21 protein-coding genes are annotated in these 21,466 nt (G+C 60.3%); 16 read left to right on the top strand and 5 right to left on the bottom strand.

The window, feature by feature from the left end; genetic code table 11:
- Positions 1-6: 6 nt before the first annotated feature.
- The 8 genes from GNX18_RS17020 to GNX18_RS17055 are packed head-to-tail and all read left to right on the top strand — an operon-like array spanning position 7 to position 5,431.
- Positions 7-906, top strand: coding sequence for an urease accessory protein UreD (locus GNX18_RS17020; RefSeq protein ID WP_166219643.1), 900 nt, complete (start codon positions 7-9; stop codon positions 904-906).
- Positions 907-934: 28 nt separating this feature from the next.
- Positions 935-1,237, top strand: a complete 303-nt coding sequence (gene ureA, locus GNX18_RS17025; protein WP_138235622.1) for an urease subunit gamma — start codon at positions 935-937, stop codon at positions 1,235-1,237.
- Positions 1,238-1,255: 18 nt separating this feature from the next.
- Positions 1,256-1,591 (top strand): urease subunit beta, encoded by a 336-nt coding sequence (locus GNX18_RS17030; protein WP_166219645.1) that lies wholly within the window; start codon positions 1,256-1,258, stop codon positions 1,589-1,591.
- The gene (gene ureC, locus GNX18_RS17035) at positions 1,588-3,303 is read left to right on the top strand and encodes an urease subunit alpha (RefSeq protein WP_166219647.1); all 1,716 of its coding nucleotides are present in this window, start codon (positions 1,588-1,590) and stop codon (positions 3,301-3,303) included. The genes GNX18_RS17030 and ureC overlap by 4 nt, the downstream gene beginning before the upstream one ends.
- Before the next feature lie 19 nt (positions 3,304-3,322).
- Positions 3,323-3,853 carry an urease accessory protein UreE gene (locus tag GNX18_RS17040; RefSeq protein WP_205827984.1) on the top strand — a complete coding sequence of 177 codons (531 nt, stop codon included), beginning with the start codon at positions 3,323-3,325 and terminating at the stop codon, positions 3,851-3,853.
- Positions 3,834-4,508, top strand: a complete 675-nt coding sequence (locus tag GNX18_RS17045) for an urease accessory protein UreF (protein ID WP_138235619.1) — start codon at positions 3,834-3,836, stop codon at positions 4,506-4,508. The genes GNX18_RS17040 and GNX18_RS17045 overlap by 20 nt, the downstream gene beginning before the upstream one ends.
- Positions 4,509-4,542: 34 nt before the next feature.
- Positions 4,543-5,184 (top strand): urease accessory protein UreG, encoded by a 642-nt coding sequence (gene ureG, locus GNX18_RS17050; protein ID WP_166219649.1) that lies wholly within the window; start codon positions 4,543-4,545, stop codon positions 5,182-5,184.
- Positions 5,185-5,221: 37 nt separating this feature from the next.
- On the top strand, positions 5,222-5,431 hold the full coding sequence (locus GNX18_RS17055) for a hypothetical protein (protein WP_166219651.1): 210 nt from the start codon (positions 5,222-5,224) through the stop codon (positions 5,429-5,431).
- Positions 5,432-5,486: 55 nt separating this feature from the next.
- On the opposite strand, the gene GNX18_RS17060 is transcribed toward GNX18_RS17055, so the two are convergent.
- Complete coding sequence (locus tag GNX18_RS17060; protein ID WP_205827985.1) at positions 5,487-5,840, bottom strand: helix-turn-helix domain-containing protein; 354 nt, start codon at positions 5,838-5,840, stop codon at positions 5,487-5,489.
- A gap of 173 nt (positions 5,841-6,013) precedes the next feature.
- Between GNX18_RS17060 and GNX18_RS17065 the strand changes: the two genes are divergently transcribed.
- Positions 6,014-7,111, top strand: a complete 1,098-nt coding sequence (locus tag GNX18_RS17065; protein ID WP_166219653.1) for a nitronate monooxygenase family protein — start codon at positions 6,014-6,016, stop codon at positions 7,109-7,111.
- A gap of 40 nt (positions 7,112-7,151) precedes the next feature.
- Positions 7,152-7,757 (top strand): glutathione S-transferase family protein, encoded by a 606-nt coding sequence (locus GNX18_RS17070; protein ID WP_166219655.1) that lies wholly within the window; start codon positions 7,152-7,154, stop codon positions 7,755-7,757.
- Between the two features lie 78 nt (positions 7,758-7,835).
- Here the strand turns inward: GNX18_RS17070 and GNX18_RS17075 are convergent, their stop codons facing one another.
- Positions 7,836-8,807, bottom strand: coding sequence for a response regulator (locus tag GNX18_RS17075; RefSeq protein ID WP_166219657.1), 972 nt, complete (start codon positions 8,805-8,807; stop codon positions 7,836-7,838).
- The gene (locus GNX18_RS17080) at positions 8,804-12,271 is read right to left on the bottom strand and encodes an ATP-binding protein (protein ID WP_205827987.1); all 3,468 of its coding nucleotides are present in this window, start codon (positions 12,269-12,271) and stop codon (positions 8,804-8,806) included. The genes GNX18_RS17075 and GNX18_RS17080 overlap by 4 nt, the downstream gene beginning before the upstream one ends.
- 235 nt (positions 12,272-12,506) lie before the next feature.
- On the opposite strand from GNX18_RS17080, the gene GNX18_RS17085 reads away from it, so the two are divergent.
- From GNX18_RS17085 to urtE, 6 genes are read left to right on the top strand one after another with little or no spacing between them, the layout of a single operon-like run.
- Entirely contained in the window at positions 12,507-13,667 is a 1,161-nt protein-coding gene (locus GNX18_RS17085) for a hypothetical protein (protein ID WP_166219659.1), read from the top strand.
- A 30-nt stretch (positions 13,668-13,697) separates the two neighbouring features.
- Complete coding sequence (gene urtA / locus GNX18_RS17090) at positions 13,698-14,984, top strand: urea ABC transporter substrate-binding protein (protein ID WP_166219661.1); 1,287 nt, start codon at positions 13,698-13,700, stop codon at positions 14,982-14,984.
- Between the two features lie 53 nt (positions 14,985-15,037).
- Positions 15,038-16,663, top strand: coding sequence for an urea ABC transporter permease subunit UrtB (gene urtB, locus GNX18_RS17095; RefSeq protein WP_166219663.1), 1,626 nt, complete (start codon positions 15,038-15,040; stop codon positions 16,661-16,663).
- A complete protein-coding gene (gene urtC / locus GNX18_RS17100; protein WP_166219665.1) occupies positions 16,660-17,853 on the top strand; it encodes an urea ABC transporter permease subunit UrtC in 1,194 nt (397 codons plus the stop codon). The genes urtB and urtC overlap by 4 nt, the downstream gene beginning before the upstream one ends.
- A 38-nt stretch (positions 17,854-17,891) precedes the next feature.
- Entirely contained in the window at positions 17,892-18,695 is an 804-nt protein-coding gene (gene urtD / locus GNX18_RS17105; RefSeq protein WP_166220733.1) for an urea ABC transporter ATP-binding protein UrtD, read from the top strand.
- Positions 18,692-19,387: an urea ABC transporter ATP-binding subunit UrtE gene (urtE, locus tag GNX18_RS17110; RefSeq protein WP_166219667.1), complete on the top strand. Its 696-nt coding sequence runs from the start codon at positions 18,692-18,694 to the stop codon at positions 19,385-19,387. Before urtD ends, urtE begins: the two co-directional genes overlap by 4 nt.
- A 203-nt stretch (positions 19,388-19,590) precedes the next feature.
- Here the strand turns inward: urtE and GNX18_RS17115 are convergent, their stop codons facing one another.
- Positions 19,591-20,559 carry a questin oxidase family protein gene (locus GNX18_RS17115; RefSeq protein ID WP_166219669.1) on the bottom strand — a complete coding sequence of 323 codons (969 nt, stop codon included), beginning with the start codon at positions 20,557-20,559 and terminating at the stop codon, positions 19,591-19,593.
- Between the two features lie 31 nt (positions 20,560-20,590).
- Positions 20,591-21,418, bottom strand: a complete 828-nt coding sequence (locus GNX18_RS17120; protein ID WP_166219670.1) for an MOSC domain-containing protein — start codon at positions 21,416-21,418, stop codon at positions 20,591-20,593.
- Positions 21,419-21,466: the final 48 nt, after the last annotated feature.

A 21,466-nucleotide genomic window follows, 5' to 3' on the forward strand; every position in this document is an offset into this window, starting at 1 on the left:
CTGTAGATGAATCAACTCGCCATTGTCGATATTCCCAACATTGCCGAAGCGCGGGGCACGCAGGCCAGTCGCTGGTATGCGGATCTGGAACTGTGGTTCGAGCGCGACGCGCGCGGTTGCCGGCTGGCGCGCAACCGGCACAGCGGGCCGCTGTATGTGCAGAAGCCGTTTTTCCCGGAGGGCCGGGACCTTGCCCATGTGTATCTGTTGCATCCGCCCGGGGGACTGGTGTCGGGGGACCGGCTGGATATCCGTGTGGAAGTGCGTGAGAACGCGGCGGCGCTGGTGACGACGACGGGGGCGGGGCGGGTTTACCGGGCGCGTCCGGACGGGTTGTTGCAGGGCCAGAATACGGTTTTGCAGGTGGCGGCCGGGGCGAGCCTGGAGTGGTTGCCGCTGGAGAATATTGCCTATCCCGGAGCCAATGGCGCGATGCACACGCGAGTGGATATCGCTCCCGGTGGGAAATTTGCAGGGTGGGAGATCACATCGCTGGGGTTGCCGGCCTGTGATGAACCGTTTGCCAGCGGCCGGTTGACACAGCGGCTGGAAATTTTTCGCGCGGGGGTTCCGCTGTTGGTGGAATCCCTGCGGATCGGTGGTGCGGACGACAGTGTCCTGAACGCGGGTGCCGGGCTGAGGAATTTTCCGGTTAACGGCCTGCTGGTGATGGGACCGTTTGCTGCAACCTTGCCGGAGGAGTTGATGACGAGCTGCCGGGAAATCATTGCCGGCTACGGGCAGCGTTGTCTCGCGGGGATCACGCAGGTGGCGGACATGTTCGTTGCGCGTGTGCTGGGGCATTGTGCCTTTGACGTGCGCCGGCTGCTGACGGCCTTGTGGGCGCAGCTGCGCCCGGAACTGCTCGGGCGCGAGCCCTGTGCGCCGCGCATCTGGCGCACCTGAATTAAAAATTTTCACTGCAGGTTTTTGCATGGAATTACTGCCGAGAGAAAAAGACAAGCTGCTGATCTTTACCGCCGCGGTACTGGCGGAGCGACGGCTGGCGCGGGGGCTGAAGCTGAATTACCCGGAGGCGGTGGCGCTCATCACTATGGAAATCATGGAGGGCGCGCGGGACGGAAAAAGTGTCGCGGAGTTGATGGGTTACGGCCGCGAGATCCTGCGCGTGGACCAGGTCATGGATGGCGTGGCGGAAATGATTCACGAGGTGCAGGTGGAGGCCACGTTTCCCGATGGCACCAAGCTCGTCACCGTGCACAATCCGATCAGCTGAATGGCCGCGGAGAAAAAAATGATTCCCGGAGAAATCCAGGTTGCGTCAGACAAAGGCGACATCGAACTGAATGTTGGCCGCGAGACCCGCACCCTGCGGGTGGAAAACATCGGCGATCGCCCGGTGCAGGTAGGTTCCCACTATCACTTTTACGAAGTCAATCCGGCGCTGCGTTTCGAGCGTGAACAGGCGCGGGGGTTTCACCTGAATATCGCGTCCGGTACCGCGGTGCGATTCGAACCGGGGCAGGGGCGCGAGGTGGAGCTGGTGGCCTACGCCGGTGAGCGCGTGGTGTACGGCTTTCGCGGTGAGGTAATGGGTGCATTGGATGAAGTGGGAGTCGTTGAAACATGAGCCGTATGGATCGCGAAAGCTATGCCCAGATGTTCGGTCCCACCACGGGCGACCGTGTGCGTCTCGCCGATACCGAACTCTGGTTGCAGGTGGAAAAGGATTTCACCCGCTACGGTGACGAAGTGAAATTTGGCGGTGGCAAGGTGATCCGCGACGGCATGGGCCAGAGCCAGCGTCCTTCGGCGCAGACGCCGGACCTGGTGATTACCAATGCGCTGATACTGGACCACTGGGGCGTGGTGAAGGCGGATGTGGCGGTAAACGCCGGGCGCATTTCCGGCATCGGCAAAGCGGGAAATCCCGATGTGCAGGAAGGGGTGGATATCGTCATCGGCCCGGGAACGGAAATCATTGCCGGTGAAGGTTCCATCCTCACCGCCGGTGCCATCGACGCGCACATTCATTTCATTTGCCCACAGCAGGTGGAAGAGGCGCTGATGTCCGGCGTCACCACCATGATCGGCGGCGGCACCGGCCCGGCCACCGGCACCAATGCCACTACCTGCACCCCGGGACCGTGGAATATCGGCAAGATGCTGCAGGCCACCGACAGCCTGCCGATGAATTTCGGCTTTCTCGGCAAGGGCAATGCGAGTCTGCCACACGCTATCGAGGAGCAGCTGGAAGCGGGCGCCTGCGGCCTGAAACTGCACGAAGACTGGGGCACCACGCCGGCGGCCATCGACTGCTGCCTGACGGTTGCCGACAAGTACGACGTGCAGGTAGCCATCCACACCGACACCCTGAACGAATCCGGATTTGTGGACGACACCCTGAATGCCTTCAAAGGCCGCGCCATTCACACCTACCACACCGAGGGCGCCGGCGGCGGCCACGCGCCGGATATTATCAAGGCGTGCGCGTCTTCCAACGTGCTGCCGTCGTCGACCAATCCCACGCGCCCCTATACCGTCAATACCGTGGATGAGCACCTGGATATGCTGATGGTGTGCCACCATCTGGACACCAGTATCCCTGAAGATATTGCCTTTGCAGATTCCCGCATCCGCAAGGAAACCATCGCCGCGGAAGATATTTTTCACGATCTAGGCGCCTTCAGCATGATCGCGTCGGATTCGCAGGCCATGGGGCGCGTGGGCGAGGTGATCACCCGCACCTGGCAGACCGCGCACAAAATGAAAATGCAGCGCGGAACTTTGTCCGAGGACACGAAAGGCGATACCGCCGGAGCCGACAATTTCCGCGCGCGCCGCTATATCGCCAAGTACACCATCAACCCGGCCATTACCCATGGTATCGCCCATGAGGTGGGCTCGATCGAAGTGGGAAAATTCGCCGATCTGGTGCTGTGGAAACCGGCCTTCTTTGGCACTAAGCCGTCGATGATCCTGAAGGGCGGCATGATCGCCGCCGCACCCATGGGTGATCCGAATGCCTCTATCCCCACGCCGCAACCAGTGCACTACCGCCCCATGTTCGGCGCCCTCGGACTGGCCGCGGCAAAAACCTCACTCACGTTTGTGTCCCAGGCAGCGGTGAAAAATGATGTGGCGAAAAAGCTCGGTCTCAGCCGTACCCTGGCGCCGTGCAAGAACACCCGTACCATCGGCAAGAAAGACATGTTGCTGAACGATTGGCAACCGGAGGTCAGCGTAGACCCGCAAACCTATGAAGTGCGCGCCGATGGCCAGTTGCTGACATGCGAGCCCGCAAGGGAATTGCCTTTGGCTCAGCGCTACTGCCTGTTTTAATTTTTTTGAGGACTGATTCGTGACGCTGGACGTCTACCAACGGCTTGGGTTCAAGCCCGAAATATCTGCAGACTGCTGCATAACCCTGGATCATCTGCAGCGGGATCGCGGCCGCCTGCGCACCTCCGCCAATGACGGTAGCGAAGTGCGTATTTTTCTTGAGCGCGGCAAACCGCTCTTGGTGGGTGAATTACTGCAGAGCGAATGTGGCAAATTCATTAAGGTGGTCGGCGCCGAAGAGCTGGTGACCACCGCCCGCTGCGACAACTGGATCACCTTCAGTCGCGCCTGTTATCACCTGGGCAACCGCCATGTGAAGCTGCAGATCGCAAATAATGACGAGGGCGGATATTGGCTGCGCATCACCCCGGATCATGTGCTGGAGGAAATGCTGGAGCTGCTCGGGCTCGCGCTGGAGAAAGAACTGGCGGTATTTATACCGGAATCTGGCGCCTACCGTGGCGGCCATGGCCACTCCCATGGACACGACAGCGGCCATTCGCACTCCCTGCATCATCGCCACGAGCAGCATGAGCATCACCACCACTGATGTCGCGCTGCTGCGTCTGTTGCAGCTTTCCAGCGCCAGCCTGCCGGTGGGCGGTTACGCCTTTTCCCAGGGCCTGGAATATGCGGTGGATGCGGGCTGGATAAAAAACCTGGCGGACACTCGCGAGTGGTTGGGGACACAGCTGATGGCATCCATTACACAGGTCGACGGCCCGCTGCTGTTGCGCAGCCACCGGGCACTGCAGGCGGGTGACGAGGCTAAACTGTGCTATTGGAACCAATACGCCCTGGCCTGCCGCGAAACGCGCGAGCTGCGCCTCACCGACACCGCCACCGGAAGTGCATTAATGCGACTGCTGGCACAACTACAGATCGAAACACCGCGGATTTCTGGCGATATCAGTTTTGTCACCGCCTTTGCCATCGCCGCCTACCGCTGGCAACTGAGTGAGGAGGCCGCAGTGTTGGGGCTGGTGTGGTCCTGGCTGGAAAATCAGGTCGCCGCCGCCACCAAGCTGGTGCCCCTCGGCCAGACCCAGGCACAGCAATTGATCGGCGAGATTCAGCAACAGGTGCCCGCGGCAATAAAACGCGTGCGGCAATTGCACGACACTGAACTCGGTGCCGGCCTACCCGCTCTGGCCATCGCCAGCGCCAGACACGAAACCCAATACAGCCGCCTGTTCCGGTCGTAAATATTCCCGAGCGTAAACTGAGGAAACAATAAATATGCATGCCGCGAGAAAACAAACCCTGCGCGTCGGTGTCGGCGGCCCTGTCGGCTCCGGAAAAACTGCCCTGCTGCGTGAACTCTGCGCCGCCATGCGCGACCATTACCACATCGCCGTCGTCACCAATGACATCTACACTCAGGAAGATGCCCAGTTCCTGACCCGGCACGAAGCCCTCGACGCCGACCGCATCATCGGCGTGGAAACCGGCGGCTGCCCCCACACTGCCATCCGTGAAGACGCCTCCATGAACCTCGCCGCCATCGACGAACTCATCGCCCGCCATGGCGATCTCGATGTCGTGTTCGTAGAGAGCGGCGGCGACAACCTGAGCGCGACCTTCAGCCCCGAGCTCTCCGATCTGACCCTCTACGTCATTGACGTTTCCGCCGGCGATAAAATCCCGCGGAAAGGGGGGCCCGGCATTACCCGCTCCGACCTGTTGATCATCAACAAAATCGACCTCGCCCCACTGGTCGGCGCCTCTCTGGACGTCATGGACCGCGACGCCACCAAAATGCGCGGCGAACGCCCCTTTGTCTTCTCAAACCTGAAAGTGCAGAAAGGGCTGAAAGAAATCATCCAGTTCATCGTGCGCGAAGGCATGCTCGAAGAGAAAGCCATTCCGGCCATCGCGTAAATTTATCCATTAGGAATATCTAGAAGTAGAGACCAACATGACACTGAAAAATCTGCTGCTTGCATTTACCACGTTAGTTGCCACCACCATGAGTCTGTTCTCCCAGGCCCATGAAGGCCACGCGCCTGCCGGCGTGGTTCACGAACTGCACCATATGCTGTGGCTGGCAATGGCGCTGGCCGTGAGCGCCGTGGCTGTTTTCCTGATCCGCAGGGGTGGCAAGAAAAAAGAAAACTCCCGGGACTGAATGGCGGCGATGCTATCTACACGAGGGCGAGGCAAGCCCGTTTCACCAGTGCCGGTTATTCGGCTTGCTGAGCCCTCTGCTTGAGTTTGTGCCCGACCTGTACGATGGCTTCAATGGCCGGTTTCAACTCCGCGCCCAAGTCGCTCAGACGATATTCCACACTGGGGGGAGACGTCGGCTTTACCTCCCGGATCACCACGCCGCGCTCTTCCAGCTGCTTGAGGCGCGTAGTCAGCATCTTCGCTGAAATCCCCGGAATATCACTTTTCAACTCGGTAAAGCGCCGCGCCCGCTCGCTCAGATACCAGATGATATTCGGCGTCCAGGCGCCGCCGATAACCTCCATGCAGGTGCTTAATGGGCAGCTCACCGGCGGCGTTTGCACCGGATTCTTACGTCTGGGCAGCACTGCAACCCTCCTTGCTGAGATCTATCAATAAATGCGAAAAAGCCATCGGTTACCGAGTGGTAACCAGGTTTCCAACCTGTAACCGCATATTCTAGTTACAAGTCCTCTATAAGTATATTTTGGTAACTCCCACCGCTAGACTGCTTCCCGAACCTGAAAACTAGGGAAGAATCATGGGACATGACAACTGGCGGAGCAGCGCCATTACCCGGAATCTGGGATTGCGCTTTCCGATACTGCAGGGCCCTTTTGGCAGTGGCCACTCCAGTGCAGAACTCGCTGCAGCAGTCACCAATGCCGGAGGCCTTGGCGCCTATGGTGCGCACCACTTGTCCGGAGAGGAAATTCTCGCGCTCGCCGGGGATATCCGCCGGCGCTGCGACGGCCCCTTCAATCTCAATTTGTGGATACCGCGCGAAAAGGAGTGGGGGCCAGCCTCGGACCCGGCACGCGAGCTGGCCTATCTACAGCGGCTCGCGCCGATGTACCGCGAACTGTCATTGCTAGAGCCGGCGCACGCAGAAAATCCACTGCACCGCTTTGAGGACCAGGTCGAGGCAGTACTTGAGGCGCGGCCGGCCGTATTCAGTTTTGTATTCGGAATTCCCACACCGTCGATTCTCGCGCGCTGTGCAGAGCGTGGTATCAGAACGCTGGGCGCGGCCACGACCGTGGCCGAGGCGGTTGCGTTGGAGGCGGCTGGTGTCGATATGGTGATTGCGTCGGGGCTGGAAGCCGGCGGCCACCGCCCGGCATTTCTGACCGAGCCCGACCCGCGTTCGCTGCTCACCACCTTCACTCTGTTGCCGCAGGTACGCGATGCCGTATCCATCCCGGTGATCGCCGCCGGAGGCATTGCCGATCGCCGCGGCGTGCGGGCGGCCATGGCACTGGGGGCGGATGCCGTGCAGGTCGGTACCGCATTTCTGGCCTGTAACGAGTCTGGCGCAAGCCGGTTGCACAAGCGTCTGCTGCATCAGCAGGGGAGCACTGATACCGTGCTGACCCGCGTGGCTTCCGGGCGCATGGCGCGCTACATACGCAACCGTCTGACGGAATCCAGCGCCGGCTGGCCGGACCCTGCACTGCCCTACCCATTCCAGATGTCGCTGACCCAATCCCTTTCCCGAGCGTCGATGGACAGGAATCTTCCCGATTTCGCCACTATGGCCGCGGGCCAGACCGCTGGCCTCTGTCGACATTTCAGTGCAGCGGAACTGATGGCCGCACTGATCGAAGATCCGGCCCAAGCCGCCGCCCCGACAACCTGAATACCCCTTGCAACCCGACCAACCACAAGAGGAACGAACGATGTACAAACTCTATTACATGCCCGGTGCCTGTTCGCGCGCAATTCACGCGCTGCTGCTGGATCTCGGGCAGCCGGTAGAACTGATTGCCCGGGAGTCAGTGGAAAATTTCCGCGAAATCAACCCCACTAATCAGGTTCCCGTGCTCACCGATGGCGACTTGGTGTTGCGTGAAGGTGCCGCCATTGTTTTGCACCTGCTCGACAAGCACGGCGCTCCGGAGTTACAGGGCACCGCCGGTCAGCGCGCGGAATTTACCCAGTGGTTGATGTTTGCCAACGCTACGCTGCACCCGGCCTATAGCCTGCTGTTTTTTGCCAGCCGCGGTCTTGAATCAGAGGACGCCAAACAAGAAGTACTGCAGAAAGCCGCGGCGCGGCTCACCGGCCTCTGGGGTATCGTGGAAGCGCGTCTGCAGAACAGGGAATTTGTCTGTGGCGAAAAAATTTCCGCGATAGATCTGATGCTGGCGGTCTATGCCAACTGGGGAAATTATTTTCCGCTGGACATTGAACTGGGGGAAAGAACACGGAAGCTGCTGTATCGTGTAGCGGAGTACCCGGCGTTTGTGCGAGCGGTCGAAGCCGAGGAGGCAGTCGCCGCCTGACGAGGTGATGGCAGAGAGGCGGCCCCGGCTTCCTTTCTGCCTTTCTATCTTTCTGCCTTTCTGCCGCGCGTGCCATTGTCAGGCATCCTGGTTAAGTGTGCGGATGGCAATTCCCGCCGCCGCGGTTCGGTTCTCAACCCCGAGTTTGGAAAACACTCCTTCGAGGTGTTTATTCACGGTCCTCGGGCTCACATCCAGAATCTCCCCAATCTCCCGGTTCGTCTTGCCGTTCGCAATCCAGAACAGTACCTCGGACTCCCGCTTGGTCAGTGCCAGCTTTTTCTGCAGCACCTCCTCACCCGCGGGCCCTCCATCGTCCTGCAGCTTCAGCAGGTAGGTACCGGTGTCCCGGCGCTCGACAAACACCACCGCGAGGGATTTCTGCAGCCCCTCCCACTTTAGCCGGTTTCCCGCTGCCGGATTGCGCCGCAACCACAGCTGCAATTCAGTGATCAGAGGCCGCCGCAGCCCCCCGTCCAGTGCTCCCGCACTGCTCAGCAGTGCATAGGTCTGCGGTGTGGCCCACTGCATCTGCCCCGATGTATCCACCGTAAACAGAAACTGTCCGGTGGAATCCAGAGCCTGGTGTGCACTCGACGTCAGGCGTGCATTGCTCAGGTGTACCTTCATCCGCGCCAGCAGCTCGTTCGGCTGGATCGGCTTGGTCAGGTAATCCACTCCACCGCTCTCGAGCCCGCGCACAATGTCCGTCGAATCCGTCAGCCCCGTCATGAATATGACCGGGATGGATGCCAGCGACGGATCTGCCTTCAACAGGCGGCAGGTTTCAAAGCCATCCAGCCCCGGCATTATCGCATCCAGCAGAATCATGTCCGGGCGCAGGCGGCGCGCAATGTTCAATGCCTGGCTGCCATCCAACGCTACCAGCACATCAATGCCCGCCTGCTCCAGGGTATCGTTGATCAGGCTCAGGGTATCCGGCGAGTCATCCACCACCAGCACAATGTCACCGGTGTGCGCGCCGGGCTTCTCCGTATGCGCCGTTTGCGTGCTTGCGCGCGGCGATTCCGTGTCGTCGCAGATGCTCATGGGGATTCCTTGTGTGCAAGCGCTTCGCTCAGTTGCTCAAAACGCATGGTGTCCGCCAGCTGGCGGAGTTTTTCGATCTGTGGTGCGGGCACGACCGTCTCGTCGGCAATCCGGTCGAGGGTGCGGTGTACACCGCTGCGATAGCCGATGCGCGCATAGGCCAGCAGCTCTGCCAGCAGCGGGTGTTCCGGCAGGGGGGCATCGTCGCGGGCGATCGCTGTATTGTTCGCAGTACCGGTCACCGGGTGCACGGCCTCGGGCGTGTCGTCATAGCGCCACTCGAGATCCAGCCACTGCGCCAGGGTGTCGAACAGTTTCTGGTTCACCAGCGGTTTTACCAGGTAGGCATCGTGGTGAGCGCGGGGCGCGTCGCCGGGTTTCAGGTGGCGCTCCTTGGCATCGGCAGAGAGCATCACAATTGGCGCACCGATGCCCCGAGCGCGCAGTATTTCCGCCAGGGCCAGACCATCCGTACCGGGCATGCTTACGTCCAGCAAAAAAAGGTCCGGTTGCTGCTGCTGCACCAATGCCAGGCAGTCTTCTGCACTCTGCGCCTCCATCAGTGAAAACCCCATGGGAATCAGCAGGTCGCCAATGAGACCGCGGTGGATGGGATCGTCGTCCACCACCATCACACGGCGCCGCGCGCCGGCATAGCCGCTGATCCGGCGCGCGGGTGCCTCGCGCCGGTGGTCTGAATTCACCCACGACAACAGCAGTGAAACCGTAAAGCGGCTGCCCTTGCCGGGTTCACTGTGCATTCGCAGCTCTCCGCCCATGATTTCTGTCAGCAGGTAGGCGATGGTGAGGCCGAGCCCGGTGCCGGTCACCGTCGGGCCATTGCCGTTGCGCACCCGTTCGAAAGGTTTGAGGATACGTGCCTGATCCTCCGGGTGAATGCCCACACCGGTATCGGCAATGGTGAATTCCGCCACCTGGTTGCGATAACGGATATGAAACTCCACCTGGCCTTCGCAGGTGTATTTGATGGCGTTGGACAGAAGGTTGATCAAAATCTGGCGCAGGCGCTTTTCGTCGGCGATTACGGTGGAGGGCAGCGGGCTGTGAATATGGCAGTGCAGCTGGATACCCTTGGCCTCCGCCTGCGGGCGAAACATGTCCACCATCTGCTCCAGCAGCTCGGGAAGACGCACCTGGTTGCGATAGATATCCAGGCGCCCGGCCTCGATCTTGGAAATGTCCAGCAGCCCCTCGATGAGATCTGTCAGGTATTCGCCGCTGCGCTTGATAATCCGCAAGCCGTTGCGGTGTTTTTCCGGAATATCCGGCTGCTGGTTCAGCAGCTGCGCGTAACCGAGGATGGACTGCAGTGGCGTGCGCAGCTCGTGGCTGATCCCAGACAGGTAGCGGCTTTTGGCACTGTTGGCGTTCTCCGCCTGTTCCTTGGCCTGTTGCAGCGCGCGGTCGGTTTCCTTGTGCGCTTCGATTTCGTTCAGCAGCAGGCGGGTCTGCCGGTTGGATTCCGTCTGCGCCACCACGCGACTGTCGTGGGTGAGCAGTAACAGCCAGCACAGTACTCCGGCGATCAGCACCAGCAGCACAAACAGCGTCCACAACGCCTGTTGCAACATGGCTGCCTCCGCCGCGGTGGATGGAGCCATTTGCCCGTATATCAACGACAGCATGCCGGCGATACAAGCAGCAGCTCCGAGCAGCAGTGCCGCAAAACGCCCGAGGCGCGCGTCCACATTGGGACGCATCGGCGCGGGCACCAGCATTTTTACTTTATCGAGCAGCTGCCGGGAAAAGCGCGCATCCGGCTTGCAGGTGTCGAGGCAGCGGGAATCCAGTGAGCAGCACAGGGAGCAAATGGGGCCCTGATAGGCCGGGCAGTGGCTCATGTCCGCGGGCTCAAAATCGTTCTCGCAAATGCAACAGGTCTTGGCGCAGTGAATGGTGCTGTCATGGGATGCGTCGCTGCCATCCAGCGAATCCCGGTGGCGGGCGAGATAAAAATGCCCGCGGGTCAACGCGCCGAGAAAGGGCACCATCACAAAACAGATGGCGAGACTGATAAAGCTGGCAAAGTTTTTCGCGCCGTCGCCGAACTGCCCCAGGTAACACAGAATCCCGACGATGGAGGCGAGCAGCATCGACCCTACACCCACCGGGTTGAAGTCGTACAGGTGCGAGCGCTTGAATTCCACATAGGGCGGGCTGATTCCCAGGGGCTTGTTGATCATCAGGTCCGCCGCCAGGCACCCGAGCCAGCTGATTGCCACCAGTGAGAAAATCCCCAGCACGCCCTCCAGCGCACGATAGATGCCGAGCTCCATCAGGATCAGCGCGATGCTCACATTGAACACCAGCCACACCACCCGCCCCGGGTGGCTGCGGGTGAGGCGTGAAAAAAAGTTCGACCAGGCGATGGAGCCGGCATAGGCATTGGTCACATTGATCTTCATCTGCGAGATCACCACCATCACCCCGGCGAGGATCAGCGCCATGGTGGGCGACTGGGTGAGGTAGTTGAACACCATCTGGTACATGTATACCGGGTCCGCCGCCTGCAGGCTGGAGGCGCCGCGGGTGATGGCGAGATAGGCGAGGAAAGAGCCGAACAGCATCTTGATCAGGCCGATAAAAATCCAGCCCGGTCCCGCCAGCGTCAGCCAGAACCACCAGCGCGCGCGATTCTCGCGGGTCTTCTCCGGCATGAACCGCAGGTAATCCACCTGCTCGCCGATCTGCGCCACCATGGCGAAAAATACCGCACTGGCGGCGCCGAACAGCATCCAGCTGAACGCGGCACCCGCCGGATTGTGTTGCGGGGCGTAGCGCGCCCAGTCTTCCACCCGGGAAATTTCAAACCAGGCGGCAATGCCGAGTGCGAGGCACTGCAGCAACAGCCACAGGGGCTGGGTGCCGATCTGGAATTTGCTCACCGCGCGAATGCCGTGGGTGACGATGGGAATCACCGCAACGGCGCACAGGATGTAGCCGACCGCCGGTGGTATGCCCAGCAGGGCGTGCAGGGCGGAGGTGAGGATCGCCGCTTCGATGGCGAAGAAAATGAAGGTGAAGCTGGCGTAGATCAGCGAGGTGATGGTGGAACCGAGATAGCCGAAGCCGGCGCCGCGGGTGAGCAGGTCGATGTCGAGGCCGTGTTTGGCGGCGTAGTAGGTGATGGGAAAGCCGGTAATGAAAATTACCGCGGCCACCGCGAGCATGGCGGCGATGGTGTTGATGAAACCGTAGTTGAGGGTTACCGCAGCGGCGATGGCTTCCAGCGCGAGAAAGGCGGTGGCGCCGAGGGCGGTCTTGGCCACCTGTTCGATGGTAAAGCGGCGCCCGCGCACGGCGGTAAAACGCAGTGCGAAGTCCTCGAGGGTTTCGTCCCCTACCCACTTGTTGTAGGTCCGCCGTACGCGGAAAACCTGTTGTGCGGGTCGCATGGCCTGTTGTTCGTTGTCGTTATTGTCGCCCGTAAAAATGCCAATCACCGGGTGCTGCCTACCGCCTGTTTCTCGTCATTATGTTTTCTGATGCAATAAGAATACCGGATTTTGTCCGGTTTACTGACGTCTTTAGTGTACGTCCCCATTCCCTCTGGAAAACCGTCAAATGACGTAGTTGCCCACTCCATTATGCGTATGGCCGCCCTGTGCCCCGGGTCGAATAATCGGTATCGCCAGAAAATAACCAATAGATACCAACGATTCGCAAGAGGGGATGAACATGGAGACGGTGTCATGGGGTGCTCGACTGCAAGCTGAAACTCAGTCGAAACAGCGTTTACTCAGCAGTGTGTGTACGCTGGCCGTGATGGCCGGCGCGGTGATGCCGCTGTCCGCGGTGGCCGGGGCCTCGTTTGAATCCGAGGGTGGGCAGACGTTCAGCGTCGGCGCCGGGTTCCGTGGGCAGTTCCAGTCGGTGGACGGCGACAGTGAATTTACCCTGCCGGATATCCGTATCTACACCAGCGGCTCGCTGCACGACAATGTGAAATTTACCTTCAACCTACAGCAGCGCGACGGCGATACCGCCGACGTTCTGGATGCGATCGCGCAGTTTGAGTTCTCGCCCGGGTTCAACATCTGGGTCGGGCGCATGCTCACCCCGGCGGACCGCATCGAAATGAGCGGGCCCTTCTACGGCCTCAGCTGGAACCAGTATCGCCAGCCTCTCTATGCCTCCGACCAAAGCGGACAGGCGGGGTTGATCGGGCGCGATGAGGGGGTCACCTTCTGGGGTACCGCCGGCAAGTTCCAGTATGCCGTGGGCACTTTCTACGGCGTGGATGAGTACAGCAACCAGGACGACAATCCACTCTACGCGGCGCGCTTTGCCTACAACTTCCTGAACATGGAAGCCAACCCCGGCTACTACACTAGCTCCACCTACTACGGCGGGCTCGGCAATATCCTGACCCTCGCACTCTCCCTGCAGAGCCAGGAAGACGGTGTGGGCAGTGAGTTCGAGGCGGGGGATTTCTCCGGCTGGACCATCGACCTGCTGTCGGAAACCGTACTCACTGGCGGCGGTGTGGTAACGCTCGAAGCCGAATACAAAAGCTTCGATGCGGATTACACATTGGCTTCGCAACCGCTCACCGGCGACTGCTTCTGCCTGTTCGACGGCGAGTCCGCCTTTGCCACCGCCGCCTACCTTTTCCCCACTGACATTGGCCCCGGCAAGTTCCAGCCCTACGTGCGGCTGGTAGAAAACAGTCCCTCCGATGCCGCCAGCAGTAGCGCCACCGAGTTCGGTCTCAACTATGTGGTCAATGGCCACAACACCCGGCTCAACTTCAACTATGTGTCCGGTGATGCCAACGCGTCCGGCTACGCCGGCGCCGACGTCGATGTGCTGAGCCTCGGCATGCAAGTCCAGCTGTAAATCAATCCCGCAAGAATCTGGAGCAAAAGTATGAAACTGAAGAAATTCGTTGCCGGCCTCGCCTTCGCTGCCGGCACCAGCGTGATCAGCAGCGCCGTGCTCGCCGCGGAAACCATTAAAGTGGGCGTGCTGCACTCCCTGTCCGGCACCATGGCTATCAGCGAAACCACGCTGAAAGACACGGTGCTGATGATGGTGGACGAGCAGAACCGCAAGGGCGGCCTGCTGGGCAAGAAACTGGAAGCGGTGGTGGTAGATCCGGCCTCCGACTGGCCACTGTTTGCGGAAAAGGCCCGCGAACTGCTCACCAAGGACAAAGTAGACGTGATCTTCGGTTGCTGGACATCGGTATCGCGCAAGTCCGTGTTGCCGGTGATCGAGGAACTGAACGGGTTGATGTTCTACCCGGTGCAGTACGAAGGGGAAGAGTCCTCGAAGAATGTGTTCTACACCGGCGCCTCACCGAACCAGCAGGCGATTCCCGCGGTGGATTACCTGATGTCGGATCTGGAAGTGGAGCGCTGGGTGCTCGCCGGTACCGACTATGTCTATCCGCGCACGACCAACAAGATTCTGGAAGCCTACCTGGAATCCAAGGGCGTGGCGAAAGAGGACATCCTGGTCAATTACACCCCCTTCGGCCACTCCGACTGGCAGAGCATCGTTTCCGATATCAAGAAGTTCGGCAGTGCCGGCAAGAAAACCGCGGTAGTGTCCACCATTAACGGCGATGCCAACGTGCCCTTCTACAAGGAACTCGCCAACCAGGGGGTCAGCTCCGAAGACATTCCGGTAGTGGCCTTCTCCGTAGGCGAAGAGGAGCTCTCCGGTATCGATACCGGCCCGCTGGTAGGCCACCTGGCGGCGTGGAATTACTTCCAGGGCATCGATAGCGAAGCCAACGAGTATTTTGTGCAGCAGTGGAAGAAATTCATCGGCGACGAAGAGCGCGTGACCAATGACCCCATGGAAGCGACCTATATCGGTTTCAATATGTGGGCCAAGGCGGTGGAAAAGGCCGGAACCACGAATGTGGATGCGGTGGAGCAGGCGATGATCGGCATCGAGTTTCCAAACCTGACCGGTGGCGTGGCGAAGATGAACAAAAACCATCATCTGTCCAAGCCGGTATTTATCGGCGAGATCCAGGACAACGGCCAGTTTGAAGTGGTGTGGGCCACCGATGATGTCGTCGCCGGCGACGCCTGGTCCGACTTCCTGCCGGGCTCCAAAGATCTGATCGCCGACTGGACTGCGCCGATCAAATGCGGCAACTACAACACCGAGTCCAAGGCCTGTAGCGGTCAGGCCAAGTGACCGCTCGCGCCTGATGTCACAAGTAACGCGGTAACACAATTGCGGAGAAGGTAGTGAAATTTTTACTACACAGCCTTTGGCTGGTGGCGGCCCTGCTGCTGCCAGCCGGCAGCCCGCTGGCGCAAACACCGCCCACAGCACCCGCTGTGGGCGAGCTGCTTCAGCAAATCCCGAATGCCAGCCTGAAGAAAACCGGCGAGCTGGTACAGCAACTGGAACAGGCCGGCGGGGCGGAAATGCGCCCACTGTTTGAGGCCATGCTGGCGGGGGAACTCTACGCCGTCAAAGAGAGCGACAAACTTGTCGCGGTAACAAAAGACCGTGCGGGAAGGCTCGTCGGCCGTGAGATTTTCAATGACAGAGAACTTACTGCATTCGCCTCCCGGGATCTCAAAAAAATCCGAGTGAATAACCGTCTGCGCAGCCAGTTGCGCGACGCCATCGCGCGTATCGATCTCCTGCACGGCAGCGAAGAGCAGCAACATGCCGCAGTGCTTTCGATCCTGGATGACCTGAGCAGCCAGAATATGCGCCTGCTGCGCAGCGCGGAGACGGCGGGTGCCAGTGCGCAAGTACAGGAGGTGATTGCGCTCGCCGACGCCATGGTGCAACTGCGCGACAACCGCGTGCTTGAAGAGCGGCTTGCCGCCATTGAAATCATGAGTGGACGGCTGGAGGCGCCGGTGCGCAACCAGTTGCAGCGGCTGCTGAACGACGACGGCGAGCAGGAGGTTGCGGTAAAGGTCGCCGCGCAAAAGGCGCTGGATAAGATTGCCGGGCGCGTGGAATTTTACGCGCAGATGGAGCAACTGTTTTTCGGCCTGAGCCTGGGCTCGGTGCTGCTGCTCGCGGCCATCGGCCTCGCCATCACTTTCGGTGTGATGGGCGTCATCAATATGGCCCACGGCGAAATGATCATGCTGGGGGCTTATACCACTTACGTGATCCAGCAGCTGATGCCCGGTGCCATCGAATACTCGCTGTTGCTGGCGGTGCCGGCGGCCTTTCTGGTTTCCGGCGGCGTGGGCGTGCTGATCGAACGCGGCGTCATTCGCCATCTGCAGGGGCGACCGCTGGAAACCTTGCTGGCCACCTTCGGCATCAGCCTGATCCTGCAGCAGGCCGTGCGCAGTATTTTCTCGCCACTGAATATGCAGGTAGTCACGCCGGGCTGGATGAGCGGTTCGCTGGTAATTAATCCGGTGTTTTCCCTCACCTACAACCGCCTGTACATCCTGCTGTTCGCGCTGGCGGTATTTGCCGCGCTGGTGGCGATTCTTAAAAAATCCTCCCTCGGCCTGAATGTGCGCGCGGTGTCCCAGAACCGCGATATGGCCAAGGCCATGGGGGTGCGCACGGAACTGGTGGATGCCATGACCTTTGGCCTCGGTTCCGGTATCGCCGGTGTTGCGGGAGTGGCGCTGTCGCAGCTGACGAACGTGGGGCCGAACCTCGGCCAGTCCTACATCATCGACTCGTTCATGGTGGTGGTATTTGGCGGTGTGGGCAACCTGCTCGGCACTTTGGTGGGCGGTTTCTCGCTGGGGGTGGCGAACAAATTCCTCGAGCCTGCTACCGGTGCAGTGCTTGCGAATATCATCGTGCTGGTGTGCCTGATTCTGTTTATCCAGAAGCGGCCGAAAGGGCTGTTTCCCCAGCGCGGGAGGGCGGCGGAATGAATACATTGAGCGCTCTCAGATCGTTCGGCCAGTGGTTCGCCGAATTTCGCCAACCCGGGCGCGGCAGCTCCTGGCTGGTGGGCATTCTGTTGCTGGTAACACTTACCATGTCCGCGGCGAACCTGCTGCTGCCGGCGGACTCGCCGTTGTATGTCAGCACCTACACCATCACCCTGATGGGCAAATACCTGTGCTTCGCCATGCTCGCCATGGCGGTGGATATCATCTGGGGATATTGCGGCATTCTGAGTCTCGGCCACGGGGCATTTTTTGCCCTCGGCGGCTACGGCATGGGTATGTACCTGATGCGTCAGATCGGTGACCGCGGTGTGTATGGTAACGCCGACCTGCCGGATTTTATGGTGTTCCTCAACTGGCAGGAACTGCCCTGGTTCTGGTTCGGCATGGATCAATTCTGGTTTGCCGTACTGATGGCGCTGCTGGTGCCAGGGTTGCTGGCATTCGGTTTCGGTTGGTTGGCGTTTCGCTCCCGGGTTACCGGTGTGTATCTGTCGATCATGACCCAGGCGTTGACCTATGCGCTGATGCTGGCATTTTTCCGCAATGAAATGGGTTTTGGCGGCAACAACGGTCTTACAGACTTCAAGGATATTCTCGGCTTTGATCTGCAGGCGGATGGCACCCGTGTGGCACTGCTACTCGCGACCACTCTGCTTCTGGTGCTCGCGTTCCTCTCCAGTCGCGCCATCGTGCAGTCGCGCCTTGGCCGCGTGATCGTTGCGGTGCGTGATGCGGAGGCGCGGGCGCGTTTTCTCGGCTACCGCACCGAACACTACAAGGTGTGGCTGTTTGTGTACTCCGCGCTGATCGCGGCGGTGGCCGGCATGCTGTATGTACCGCAGGTGGGCATCATCAATCCCGGTGAATTCTCGCCGCTGAACTCCATCGAGGTCGTGGTGTGGGTGGCCGTGGGTGGCCGCGGCACGCTGTATGGCGCCATCGTCGGTGCGCTGCTGGTGAATTACGCCAAGACCCGTTTTACCGCGCTGATGCCGGATGCCTGGCTGTTCGCCCTGGGCGCGCTGTTTGTGATCGTGACTGTGTATCTGCCGCGCGGGCTGGCGGGAATCTTTGAGCGGTTTGCCATCGGCATGCGCAGGGAAAAACACGGTGAAAAAAGCTGGCGCGAAAATTCTGGCCAGTTGTCCGCGAGGGAGGTAAGCGCGTGAACAGTATTCATCAATTGGCTGGGCAGGCGCGCGAGGTAATGCGCCGGGATACCACCTGGCCTTTCCTGATTCCGCGTCGGCGCACGGTGGATGTGTCGAAAGACATCATTCTCTATCTGGAGGACCTGAATGTCAGCTTCGACGGTTTTCGCGCACTGAACAATTTAAACCTGTACGTGAACGACGGCGAGCTGCGCTGCCTGATTGGCGCCAACGGCGCGGGCAAGACCACACTCATGGATGTCATCACTGGCAAGACCCGCTGCGACAGTGGCAGTGCCTGGTTCGGCCAGAATATCGATCTGCTGGCCCACGACGAGGCGGAAATCGCGCAGCTCGGCATCGGCCGCAAATTCCAGAAGCCGACGGTATTCGAGGCGCATACGGTATTCCACAATCTGGAGCTGTCCCTGCGCTGCGGCAAGGGGGTATGGCGAGCGCTCACCGCAAGATTGTCCGGCAGTGAACGCGACCGCATCGACGAGGTGTTGAGCATCATCGGTCTTGAATCGTCACGCCATCAACTGGCGGGTGCACTGTCCCACGGACAGAAACAGTGGCTGGAAATCGGCATGTTGCTCGCCGCTGAACCACGCCTGTTGCTGGTAGATGAGCCGGTGGCGGGGATGACGGCGGAAGAGGCGGAGCGCACGGCGGAGCTGCTGACGTCGCTCGCCGGAAAACACACGGTGATTGTGGTGGAGCACGATATGGAATTTGTGCGCAGCATCGCGCGCACGGTGACGGTGCTGCACCAGGGGGCGGTACTGGCGGAGGGCACCATGGATCAGGTGCAGAACAACCGGGATGTGATCGAGGTGTATCTGGGGGAGGGAGCATGATCCGTATCGAACGGCTAAACCAGAAATACGGCGGCACGCAGATTCTGTGGGATCTGGATCTGGAGATCGAGCGCGGCTCCTGCACCTGCATTATGGGGCGCAACGGGGCGGGAAAGACGACGCTGTTGAAGTGTCTGATGGGGCTGTTGCCGGCGAGCAGTGGACAGATCCTGTTTGAGGATAAGCCCATTGAGGGCAGCGCGGCGCAGGCGCGGGCGAAGATGGGCATCGGCTATGTGCCTCAGGGACGGGACATTTTCCCGCTGTTGACGGTGGAGGAGAATCTGCAGATCGGGTTGCCGGCACGGCGGGATGGTTTACGCAGGATTCCCGAGCGGATTTTTGAGTTGTTTCCGGTGTTGAAGGATATGTTGCACCGGCGAGGGGGGGATTTGTCCGGTGGTCAACAACAACAGTTGGCGATCGGACGCGCACTGGTGATCGATCCGAAGGTGTTGATTCTGGACGAGCCGAATGAGGGAATTCAGCCCAACATAGTCCGCCAGATCGGGGATGTGGTGACGCAGCTCAACGAAGAGGATGGATTGACGGTGATTCTGGTGGAGCAGAAGCTGGGGTTTGCGCGTCGGGTGGGTAGGGAGTTTCGCTTGATGCAGAAAGGCTCGGTGGTGGCGGCGGATAAGATGGCGAATCTGGATGATGAGTTGATTCGGCAGTATCTGGCGGTTTAGTTAGGTGCTCCGCGAATAGCTTTGTGGCGGCGCCGCTGCCGGGTACTGGTTCGTGAGACACGAGCTGGGCGCCCCCCCTCAACCCATCCATGGGGGCTCGTCTGCGGCCGTCCAGGCCGCAGACGGTCGCGCGGGGCTATACCCGGCATCGCCACCTTCGCATCAAACTTTTGAGTAAAAAATAGCTATTTCTGTATGCGTTTTTAATTGAAAACCTGCAGGTAATCACTGTTGCCGTAATAGTGAAATTCCTCGAGGGCGCTGTACGCAAGCTTGATGACATGGTCATCGTCACTGCGCAGTGCCCTTTCCCTGATTTTTTCCTGCCGCTGTGGAATGTTTTTTATCTCTTCTTCATCTACGGGCTCGATGACTTTCGGACCGGTGCTCAGATACGCAATGGCGAGCCCCTGCCAGAAATAGCGCAGTGCGGCTTCGCGGTCGTTGCAGTAGGGGAGTATCAGGCGCAGTGCGTGGCAGCCGGTGACGCCGTGGAGTAGGGTGAAGTCTTTGGTTCCAAGGTAGGCTGTGATCGCTACTGAGGCGATGTCTTCGAGTCCCAGCAGTTGCGGTTGGATCGGGGTGCTCATCCAGCCCGGCTGGCCGGTGACGGCTTGCATATGGTCGGCGATATTGCCCGGTGCAATGGCAATGTCGGGATATTGTTGCGCAAGTCGCGGGAGGATGTCGGCCGCGGCGGCGGGGGTTTGTTCATCGCTGCTGTTCAGCTCGTGATAGTCGAGGTTCCAGTAGGCGAGCCCCATGGCAATTTCCTCGAGGTGCCGCGCGTCGACGCCGTAAGCGGTGCGGATAAGGCCGTGGAAGGCGGCGGTGGCGATGGCGGGGAGCAGCGCGGGCAGTTCCCGCTGCAGGCATTTGGCGATGCCGAGTTGCCGGAGCTGCTGTTCGTAGTAGTGCAGTGCGCTGGGGAATCGGTCGTCGCGGTTGTGGCAGTGTGCGGGTTCTGTGATTTCTTCTACGGGGCTGCCGGGGCGCAATTGCAGATGTGGTGTGCTGCGGTCGAAGGCGTGTTTGAGTTGTACGGGGCGCGCACCCAGCTTATCCAGGGCGATCAGGACCATGGGCAGGTGGTTGGCGAGGCGATCGCCATAGTGCACGTGGTAGCGGCTGCCGGCTTCCAGCAGTTGTGCACAGTCGCGGGTGATGCTCATGCAAGGGCCCCCGTTCGTCGATGGTCGGCTCTCAGCGGACCTCCACTTTGTCGCTCAAGTGTATGGTCGGCGGATTCTCGTCCCCAAGCCACGCGGCGGTGGCGGCGTCTGGGGCGAGGTTCATACCGAAATAGATCTGTCCGTCCGCCCAGCGCCGGTAACTCGCCAGGGTGCGCAAGGGCTCTTTCTGCGCGCGGCCGGTAAACGGGTGCAGGCCTGGGATGGCGCAGCGGGCGCAGGGATGGGTGCAGTCGAACACCAGCGGACCGTCGTGGGTATGAACGGTAAGGGTTTTCCAATGGTCTTCGGCGAAGGGTTCGCAGCCGCTCACTACCAGGTTGGGTCGAAAGCGCAGCATGGATACCGGTTCGGGCAGGCGGCTGTTGAGGTCGTCGAGAGACGCCTGGCTGATCACCAGCAGCGGTGCGCCATCGGCGAAGCCAACCTGGCGGTCGGCGCGCGGGGCCTTTAGTGGGCGGCGAAATTCATCGCCCATGGCGACCAGGCGTACCGGCGACTGTAATTGTTCGCTCAGCCAGTGCGCGGCGTCGTCGCCGGCGTCGCGGGCGGTAACGTCATCGTGCCACACGCGCACCGTCTTCAACTCCGCTTCGCGACCGGGCTGGCGGATTTCAAGGCGCAGGCCCTCGGGATTTTCAAATCGCACACCGTCTCTGGTCGCGGTGGCTTTGAGTTGCGCCATGGCGCGCAGGCGGCGCTGGGTGACGAACTGGTTGTCCGCATCCACCAGCATCCAGCGGCGGTCGTTGACGGCACCATACTGGTCCAGCGGTAGAGACTTGCATTTGTGCCCCTGCAGGGATTTGACCGGGAAGTGATACAGAGCGGAAATTTCCACCACTGGCTCCTGAACACATGACTGGAGATGGCTAGGGTATAGGCAAGT

The sequence above is a fragment of the Microbulbifer sp. SH-1 genome, assembly GCF_011326135.1.
GTDB lineage: Bacteria > Pseudomonadota > Gammaproteobacteria > Pseudomonadales > Cellvibrionaceae > Microbulbifer > Microbulbifer harenosus.